Raw genomic sequence first — 8,827 nt, 5'->3', positions numbered from 1 at the left:
TCGCCACAAGGGTAAGCGGCGCACCCGAGTGCGCCGGTCAGATCAAACCTTCTTGTACAGCTGACTGCCTTCCTGCTTGAACCGCTCAGCCTGTTCCGCCAGTCCCTTGGCGACTTCGGCATCGACGGTTTCGATCCGCTGGTTGGCCGCGTATTCACGGACTTCCTGGGTGATTTTCATCGAGCAGAATTTCGGCCCGCACATGGAGCAGAAGTGCGCGACCTTGGCCGAATCCTTCGGCAGGGTTTCATCGTGGTACGAGCGCGCGGTGTCTGGATCGAGGCCCAGGTTGAACTGGTCTTCCCAACGGAATTCGAAACGCGCCTTGCTCAAGGCGTTGTCGCGAATCTGTGCCCCCGGATGCCCTTTGGCCAGGTCGGCGGCGTGAGCGGCGATCTTGTAGGTGATGATCCCGGTCTTCACGTCATCCTTGTTCGGCAGGCCCAAGTGCTCCTTCGGCGTCACGTAGCAGAGCATGGCGCAACCGAACCAGCCGATCATCGCCGCACCGATACCGGAAGTGATGTGGTCGTAGCCTGGGGCGATGTCGGTGGTCAGTGGGCCAAGGGTGTAGAACGGCGCCTCGTCGCAGCACTCCAGCTGCTTGTCCATGTTCTCTTTGATCAACTGCATCGGCACGTGGCCCGGGCCTTCGATCATGCACTGCACGTCATGTTTCCAGGCGATTTTGGTCAGCTCGCCGAGGGTTTCCAGCTCACCGAATTGCGCTTCGTCGTTGGCGTCGGCAATCGAGCCCGGACGCAGGCCATCGCCCAGCGAGAAGCTGACGTCGTAGGCCTTCATGATTTCGCAGATGTCTTCGAAATGGGTGTAGAGGAAGTTTTCCTTGTGGTGCGCCAGGCACCACTTGGCCATGATCGAACCGCCACGGGAGACGATACCGGTCACGCGCTTGGCAGTCAGCGGCACGTAGCGCAGCAACACGCCGGCGTGGATGGTGAAGTAGTCGACGCCCTGCTCGGCCTGTTCAATCAGTGTGTCGCGGAACAACTCCCAGGTCAGGTCTTCGGCGACGCCATTGACCTTCTCCAGTGCCTGATAGATCGGCACGGTACCGATCGGCACCGGCGAGTTACGGATGATCCATTCGCGGGTTTCGTGGATGTGCTTGCCGGTGGACAGGTCCATGACCGTGTCCGAACCCCAGCGAATGCCCCAGGTCAGCTTCGCCACTTCTTCTTCGATGGACGAACCCAAGGCACTGTTGCCGATGTTGCCGTTGATCTTCACCAGGAAGTTACGGCCGATGATCATCGGTTCCAGTTCGGTGTGGTTGATGTTGGCCGGAATGATCGCGCGACCGCGGGCGATCTCTTCACGGACGAATTCCGGGGTGATGATTTTCGGCACGCTGGCGCCGAAGCTGTGGCCGGCGTGTTGCTGGTCCAGCAGGCCGGCGGCGCGGGCCACTTCGAGCTTCATGTTTTCGCGGATGGCGACGTATTCCATCTCGGCGGTGATGATGCCTTTACGGGCGTAGTGCATCTGGCTGACGTTGGCACCCGGCTTGGCGCGGCGCGGGTTGTTGACGTGAGCGAAACGCAGCTTGGTCAGTTCCGGGTCAGCGAGGCGTTCCTGACCGAAGTTGGAGCTCAGGCCGGACAGACGCTCGGTGTCGCCACGGGATTCGATCCACGGCGACCGCACATCGCCCAGGCCTTTGCGCACATCGATGGTGACATTGGGGTCGGTGTACGGGCCCGAGGTGTCATATACCACCACTGGCGCGTTGATTTCGCCGCCGAAGTCGGTCGGGGTCACGTCCAGGCTGATTTCGCGCATCGGCACGAGGATGTCGGGGCGTGTGCCCTGAACATAGATTTTTTGCGAGCGGGTAAACGGCTGAACCGATTGCTGATCGACCTTGGCCGAATCACTCAGGTTGGTTGCGATTTTTGATTTTGTAGTCATCACGGGCTCTCCAGACACACATCCAGGCAGTGGATTTTTGTCGGAGCGAACCTGTAAACGAATGGACGCACGGGCGCTGGAAATTCCAGCAGGTGCTGTGCTCGATGCTCGAGGGGTGTTCGATTGTCGAACAACATCCCGGACGAAGCACAAGAGGACTCGCCGGGTGACGAGAAATCTTGTTCCCTACGCAGGCGCTAACCTGATCAGGTTCAACGGGATCCGAAATTATTCGATCTCAGCCTCATAGCAAGGCACCCCGACAAGAACCCGGCCAGTCTAGACATAACCGGCAAAGAACGCCAACACCACGGTAAACACCATGATGAATGGCGCAATCAGCGGATTGTTGCCATGCCTGCGTGCATCTACACTCGCTACGCCGTGCCGCGCCTTGACGCTGCAGGGCGCCGCGCCGTAGCCTTGGCGTTCAAATTATCAGCATAATTTTTAGGGATGGCCTCATGCTGCGCAAACTCTCACTGGCCCTTGCCGTGTCTTGTGCGTCCAATGGAATGGCCTGGGCAGCAGAAGCGCCCTTATCGACCAAGACCGACCTGGTCAGCGTCTATCAGGAAGCGGTGGACAACAACGCCGATATCGCCGCCGCCCGCGCCCAGTACGGCGCCCAGAAGGAAGTCGTGCCCCAGGCCCGCGCCGGGTTGCTGCCCAACCTGTCGGCCGGTGCCAACATGAACGACACCCGCACCGCGCTCGATCAACCATCGGTGACCTCGAACCGCAGCGGCACGGTGTATCAGGCGACCTTGTCGCAACCGATTTTCCGCGCCGACCGCTGGTTCCAGTTCCAGGCCGCCAAGGACGTCAACGAACAGGCCGCCTTGCAACTCTCGGCCACTGAACAAAACTTGATCCTGCAAAGCGCCGAAAGCTACTTCAACGTACTGCGCAGCCAGGACAACCTGGCCTCGACCAAGGCCGAAGAAGCAGCCTTCAAACGCCAGCTCGACCAGTCCAACGAGCGCTTCGACGTCGGCCTGTCGGACAAGACCGATGTGCTGCAATCCCAGGCCAGTTACGACACCGCGCGGGCCAACCGGATTGTCGCCCAGCGTCAGGTGGATGACGCGTTCGAAGCGCTGATCACCCTGACCAACCGCCAGTACAACTCGATCCAGGGCATCGTCCACACCTTGCCGATCCTGCCGCCGGCACCGAACGACGCCAAGGCTTGGGTCGACACCGCCGCCAAGCAGAACCTCAATCTGCTGGCCAGCAACTACGCGGTGAGCGCCGCCGAAGAAACCCTCAAGCAGCGCAAGGCCGGGCATGCCCCCACCCTGGATGCGGTCGCGCAATACAGGAAAGGTGACAACGACGCCCTCGGTTTTACCAACCCGAGCGCGACCGGCGTGCATTACGGTGGCGATGTGGAACAACGCACCGTCGGCCTGCAATTGAGCATCCCGATCTACAGCGGCGGGCTCACCAGCTCCCAGGTGCGTGAGTCTTATTCACGGCTGGATCAAACGGAACAACAACGCGAAGCCCTGCGTCGCCAGGTCGTGGAAAACACCCGTAACCTGCACCGCGCCGTGAACACCGACGTCGAGCAGGTGCAGGCACGTCGACAGTCGATCATTTCCAACCAGAGCGCGGTGGAAGCGACCGAAATCGGTTATCAGGTGGGGACGCGCAACATCGTCGACGTGCTCGATGCCCAACGTCAGCTGTACACCTCGGTGCGCAACTACAACAACACGCGCTACGACTACATCCTCGACAACCTGCGCCTGAAGCAGGCCGCCGGCACCTTGAACCCGGGGGACTTGCAGGACCTGACCCGTTATCTCAAAGCCGACTACAACCCGGACAAGGACTTCTTGCCACCAGATCTGGCGAAGGCTGCGGCGGAGCAGTTGAAAGCGAGGCCTTAAACAGCAAAAGATCGTCCGAAGGCTCGGGCCGCGTTCGGACGATCTTTTTTGTTCGCGCGACTCGGTCTACCGCTCGATCAACCTGCCCAACCCATCCAGCAACCGCTGCAACGCCCCCTGATTGGTGCGCATTACCTTCAGCCCCGCCTCCGCCATCCGCTGTGCATCGCGTGGCAGTTCGAACAGCCGCTGCACCGCCAGTGCCAGGCCTTCAGCATCGTCGACCTCGGCCAGCGCCCCGGCGCTGCGCAACTGCGCGGCGATTTCAAGGAAGTTGAACAGGTGCGGCCCACTGAGCACCGGTTTGGCCAAGGCCGCCGGTTCCAGCAGGTTATGGCCACCATTGGGCACCAGGCTGCCGCCGACGAAAGCGCTGTCGGCCAAGGCGTAAAGAAACAGCAACTCGCCCATGGTGTCGCCCAGCAACACCGAAGTATCTGCGGTCACCGGCTCGCCCGTCGAACGCCGCACCGTGGTGAAACCTTTTTGCCGGCACAACTCAAATACCGGGTTGAAGCGCTCCGGATGACGCGGTACCAGAATCAACAAGGCATCGGGATGATTGGCCAACAGCCGACGATGGGCATCGAGCACCACTTCGTCTTCACCTTCATGGGTGCTCGCAGCGATCCACACCGGGCGATCCTGCGCCTGCCATTGCCCGCGCAGCTCGGCAGCACGCTGCAGCAGTTGCGGATCGATAGTCAGGTCGAACTTGATCGAACCGGTCACTTCAACCGTTTCCGGGCGCGCGCCCAAATCGCGGAAACGCTGCGCCTCGGCTTCGGTCTGCACTGCGAACAGGCTCATCTCGGCGAGCATCGGCCGGGTCAGTTTATGGAAGCGGCCATAACCTTTGGCCGAGCGCTCAGACAGTCGCGCATTAGCCAGGGCCACGGGAATTCCACGCTTGGCGCACTGATGGATATGGTTGGGCCAGAGTTCGGTTTCCATGATCACTGCCAGTTTCGGCCGGACCCGATCAAGGAATCGCGCCGCAGCGCAAGGCAAGTCATAAGGCAAATAGCAGTGCTGAATGCGCGGCTCGTTGGCAAACAGCGCCTGGATGCGCTCAGACCCGGTCGGGGTCATGCAGGTGACGGTGATCGGCAGCGTCGGATATCGCTGCAGCAAGGCACGGATCATCGGCGCCGCGGCGATGCTTTCGCCTACCGACACCGCGTGCACCCAAAGGCCGTCCGGCTTCATCGCCGGTAGCGCGAGGGAGAAACGCTCGCCAATGCGTTTGGCGTACGCCGGCGCCTTGCGCGCCCGCAGCCAAAGCCGAATCGCTACCAATGGCAGCCCCAGGTAAAACAGCGCGGTGTAGAGGGTTCTATTCATGGCGGCGGAGTTTATCGGTTTTTTAGCCAATCGCCTGCAAGTGCACGGCAAAACGTTCCGCCAGCCAACGGGCTGCCGGGCCGAGGGGCTCGTCGCGGCGCCAGACCAGCTCCACAATCAATGCCGGCGGCGTCCATTCGCTGGTCAGTTCGACCATCAGATTCTGATACGCCGGGTACTGCACCACGTGGCGCGGCAACCAGGCCCAGCCGAGGCCGCGCATCACCCATTCGGCCATCACATAGAAACTGTCGGCCCGCCAGACCTGCGGGCTGGCCGGCTCACTGCCGGGATAGACGCTGGACTGCGTGGACATCAGCAGCTGTCGATGCTGCGCCAGTTGCTGGCAATTGACCTGCGTCTGCTGCGCCAATGGATGCCCCACGCCGCACACCGTGACCATTTCAACGCTGCCCAGCACTCGGCGCTCAAGGGCTTCGGGAATCTGCTCGTGATAAAACAGCAAGCCCAGGTCGGCCCGGCGCTCCACCAGTTTGCGCGCGACATCGCCCTGGGCGGCACTGGTCAGTTGCACTTCGAGGCTGGGAAATTGTTCGGCCAGGGCTTCGAAGCTTTCAACCACTGCCTGATAAGGCATTGCCTCGTCCTGAGCCACCCGCAAACTCGCTTCCTGGCCCCGCATCATCGCCAGTGCCCGGCCGTTGAGGCGCTCACACTGGCGCAGCACTTCCCGCGCCTCTTCAAGCAGCGCGGTGCCGGCTTCGGTGAGTTTCGGCTGGCGACCACTGCTGCGATCGAACAGGCTGACGCCCAGGTCTTCTTCCAGCAGCGCAATCGAACTGCTGACCGCCGACTGCGCCTTGCGCTGATCCCGCGCCACCGCGGAAAAGGAACGTTGTTCCGCGACACTGACAAACAAGTGCAGCTGTTCCAGACTCCATTGCATATTCATGGCTCAACCCATCTCCAGAACAGATAGGTAATGACTTTACCGCATCTGGCGGATCTCTAGAATGCCGACCTCAGAAAGCAACACTTCATACGAGGATTGACCCATGACCGCTTACTACTACCTCGCCATTGCCATCTGCGCCGAAGTGATCGCCACCGTTTCGATGAAAGCGGTCAAGGGTATCAGCACGCCACTGCCGCTGCTGCTGGTCATCGTCGGTTACGGCATTGCTTTCGGGATGCTGACCCTGGTGGTGCGCAGCGTTCCGGTCGGCGTGGCCTACGCGGTGTGGGCCGGCATGGGCATCGTGATGGTCAGCGTCGCGGCGCTGTTTATCTACGGGCAGAAACTGGATGTGCCGGCAATGCTGGGGATGGCGCTGATTGTGCTGGGCGTCGTGGTTATTCAGCTGTTCTCCAAGACCGCGGGACATTAAAACCCGAAGCACTATCTTACTGTGGGAGCACCGCACCGCCGCTCCCACAGGTTTTGCATCCGCTCTATTGATCACCAACAAATCTCCTGCGCATCGAGTCTGTATACTGCGCCCTCGTCTTGAACACTGAGGTCGCTGCATGCCATCCGTTATTTCCACCGACGTTCTGATTGTCGGCGCTGGTGTCGCCGGCCTCTGGCTGAATGCACGCCTGCGCCGCCAGGGTTTCTCGACMGTGCTGGTGGAAAGCGCCAGCCTCGGTGGCGGGCAAAGCCTGAAGTCCCAGGGCATCATCCACGGCGGTGCCAAGTACGCGTTGCACGGTGCCCTGACCGGAGCCTCGGAAGCCATTGCCGACATGCCGCGTCGCTGGCGTGAGGCGCTGGCCGGCGACGGCGAACTGGACCTGTCCGGCGTGCGCGTATTGTCCGATGCCCATTACCTCTGGTCCCCCGGYACCCTCGCTGGCAACCTCACCAGCTTTTTCGCCAGCAAAGCCGTGCGCGGGCGGGTCGATCAGGTCAAAGGCGATCAACTGCCGCCGGCGCTGCAAGACAAGCGCTTCAAGGGCAAGGTCTATCGCCTGACGGAACTGGTGGTCGACGTGCCGAGCCTGATCCAGCGCCTGGCCGACCTGGCTGGCGACGGCCTGCTGGCCGGTCAGCACATCGAACCGCTGCTGGAGAATGGTGAACTGGTCGGTTTGAAAGTCGACGAACGCGAAATCCGCGCCCAGCGCATCGTTCTCAGTGCCGGTGCCGGCACCGCTGACCTGCTGACCGCGCTGGGCCTGAGCCAACCGGCCATGCAGCGCCGTCCCCTGCACATGATCATCGTCAAAGGCCCGAGCCTCAAACCGCTGTACGCCCACTGCCTGGGCGGCGGGCCGAAGCCGCGCGTCACTGTGACCACTCACCCGGCCGCCGATGGCCAGTGGGTCTGGTACGTGGGCGGCGACATCGCCGAAGCCGAAGGCGTGGCCCGCGAGCCAGCCGCGCAAATTGCCGCCGCCCAGAAAGAACTGGGCCAACTTCTGCCGTGGATCGACCTGAGCACCGCACAGTGGGCGACCTTGCGGGTCGAACGCGCCGAGCCGCTGCAATCGGGCTTGACCCGCCCGGACAACGCCTTCCTCGCCGAGAAGAATCGTCTGCTGGTGGGCTGGCCGACCAAACTGGCCCTGGCACCGGACTTCGCCGACCGCGTCTTCGCCACACTGCAACGCGACGGTATTCAGCCGAGCCATCCGGCCACGCTGCCGGAACTGCCGAAACCGCCGATAGGGACCCCTGCCTGGGAGCAACTGCTGCCATGAGCCAACCGACCCTGCATGACCTGCATCGTCCGCTGGGCAGCACCGGCCTGCTGGTATCGCCCCTGGGCCTGGGCACAGTGAAACTTGGCCGCGATCAAGGGGTGAAATACCCCAACGGCTTTCAGATCCCCGGCGACGACGAAGCCCGCATGCTGCTCAAACTCGCGCGCGACCTGGGCATCAACCTGATCGACACCGCCCCGGCCTATGGCCGCAGCGAAGAGCGTCTCGGCCCGTTGCTGCGTGGTCAGCGTCAGGACTGGGTAATCGTCAGCAAGGTCGGTGAAGAGTTCGCCGACGGTCAGTCCCGCCATGATTTCAGCGCCGCGCATACCCGGCTCTCAGTGGAGCGCAGCCTGCAACGCCTGGAAACGGACTTTATCGATCTGGTGCTGGTGCATTCCGACGGCAACGACCTGGCGATCCTCAACGACAGTGAGGTCTATGCGACCCTTGCCGAGCTCAAGCGCGAAGGCAAGATTCGCGGTTTCGGTTTTTCCGGTAAAACCGTCGAAGGCGGCTTGAAGGCTCTGGAACAAGGTGATTGCGCAATGGTCACCTACAATCTGAACGAACAGAACGAGAAGCCAGTCATTGACTATGCTGCTGCTCACGGCAAAGCGATCCTGGTCAAAAAGGCCCTGGCCAGCGGCCATGTGTGCCTGAGCCCGGGCGTTGATCCGGTGCGTGCCAGCTTCGAATTGTTGTTTGATCACCCGGGGGTGGCCAGTGCTATTGTCGGGACCATCAATCCGCTGCACCTCGCCCATAACGTCGCGACCGTTGCCCAGGTCCTTCGTAGCCATTGATGCCGCCCACGCGGCCTTAAGCAGGAGCCGACATGCCGCGTACGCTGATCAGAAAGAACCCGAGCAACTTCAAGACCCTGCCGCTGTTCGTCGAAGCCACACCCGAAGGTTTGAGTTATCAGAGCGTCGGGATGCCGTTGAATTTTTCCCAGACCCTGCAACGCCGCCGTCCGGTGACGG

7 protein-coding genes, 1 pseudogene and 1 riboswitch are annotated in these 8,827 nt (G+C 61.7%); of the genes and pseudogenes, 5 read left to right on the top strand and 3 right to left on the bottom strand.

Going from position 1 to position 8,827, the window contains the following annotated elements; genetic code table 11:
• Positions 1–42: 42 nt before the first annotated feature.
• The gene (thiC, locus tag AC1DLB_RS12865; RefSeq protein ID WP_064615999.1) at positions 43–1,932 is read right to left on the bottom strand and encodes a phosphomethylpyrimidine synthase ThiC; all 1,890 of its coding nucleotides are present in this window, start codon (positions 1,930–1,932) and stop codon (positions 43–45) included.
• 166 nt (positions 1,933–2,098) lie between these two features.
• Positions 2,099–2,204, bottom strand: a riboswitch (TPP riboswitch).
• A 192-nt stretch (positions 2,205–2,396) separates the two neighbouring features.
• Between thiC and AC1DLB_RS12860 the strand changes: the two genes are divergently transcribed.
• Positions 2,397–3,830: a TolC family outer membrane protein gene (locus AC1DLB_RS12860; RefSeq protein ID WP_064615998.1), complete on the top strand. Its 1,434-nt coding sequence runs from the start codon at positions 2,397–2,399 to the stop codon at positions 3,828–3,830.
• 66 nt (positions 3,831–3,896) lie between these two features.
• Here AC1DLB_RS12860 and waaA read toward each other — a convergent pair whose 3' ends face one another.
• Positions 3,897–5,174 carry a lipid IV(A) 3-deoxy-D-manno-octulosonic acid transferase gene (waaA, locus tag AC1DLB_RS12855; protein ID WP_018928533.1) on the bottom strand — a complete coding sequence of 426 codons (1,278 nt, stop codon included), beginning with the start codon at positions 5,172–5,174 and terminating at the stop codon, positions 3,897–3,899.
• Positions 5,175–5,196: 22 nt separating this feature from the next.
• Positions 5,197–6,087, bottom strand: coding sequence for a LysR family transcriptional regulator (locus tag AC1DLB_RS12850; protein WP_018928534.1), 891 nt, complete (start codon positions 6,085–6,087; stop codon positions 5,197–5,199).
• 103 nt (positions 6,088–6,190) lie between these two features.
• Between AC1DLB_RS12850 and AC1DLB_RS12845 the strand changes: the two genes are divergently transcribed.
• From AC1DLB_RS12845 to AC1DLB_RS12830, 4 genes and pseudogenes are all read left to right on the top strand, one after another.
• Positions 6,191–6,523, top strand: a complete 333-nt coding sequence (locus AC1DLB_RS12845) for a DMT family transporter (protein WP_007939639.1) — start codon at positions 6,191–6,193, stop codon at positions 6,521–6,523.
• A 139-nt stretch (positions 6,524–6,662) separates the two neighbouring features.
• Positions 6,663–7,838 carry an NAD(P)/FAD-dependent oxidoreductase gene (locus AC1DLB_RS12840; RefSeq protein ID WP_064615996.1) on the top strand — a complete coding sequence of 392 codons (1,176 nt, stop codon included), beginning with the start codon at positions 6,663–6,665 and terminating at the stop codon, positions 7,836–7,838.
• Positions 7,835–8,647 carry an aldo/keto reductase gene (locus tag AC1DLB_RS12835; RefSeq protein WP_477744211.1) on the top strand — a complete coding sequence of 271 codons (813 nt, stop codon included), beginning with the start codon at positions 7,835–7,837 and terminating at the stop codon, positions 8,645–8,647. The genes AC1DLB_RS12840 and AC1DLB_RS12835 overlap by 4 nt, the downstream gene beginning before the upstream one ends.
• 32 nt (positions 8,648–8,679) lie before the next feature.
• Positions 8,680–8,827, top strand: a pseudogene (locus tag AC1DLB_RS12830) (metal ABC transporter ATPase); the annotation flags it as partial.

Source organism: Pseudomonas sp. 05N434 (assembly GCF_056396965.1).
This window is presented reverse-complemented; position numbering and strand designations above follow the sequence as displayed.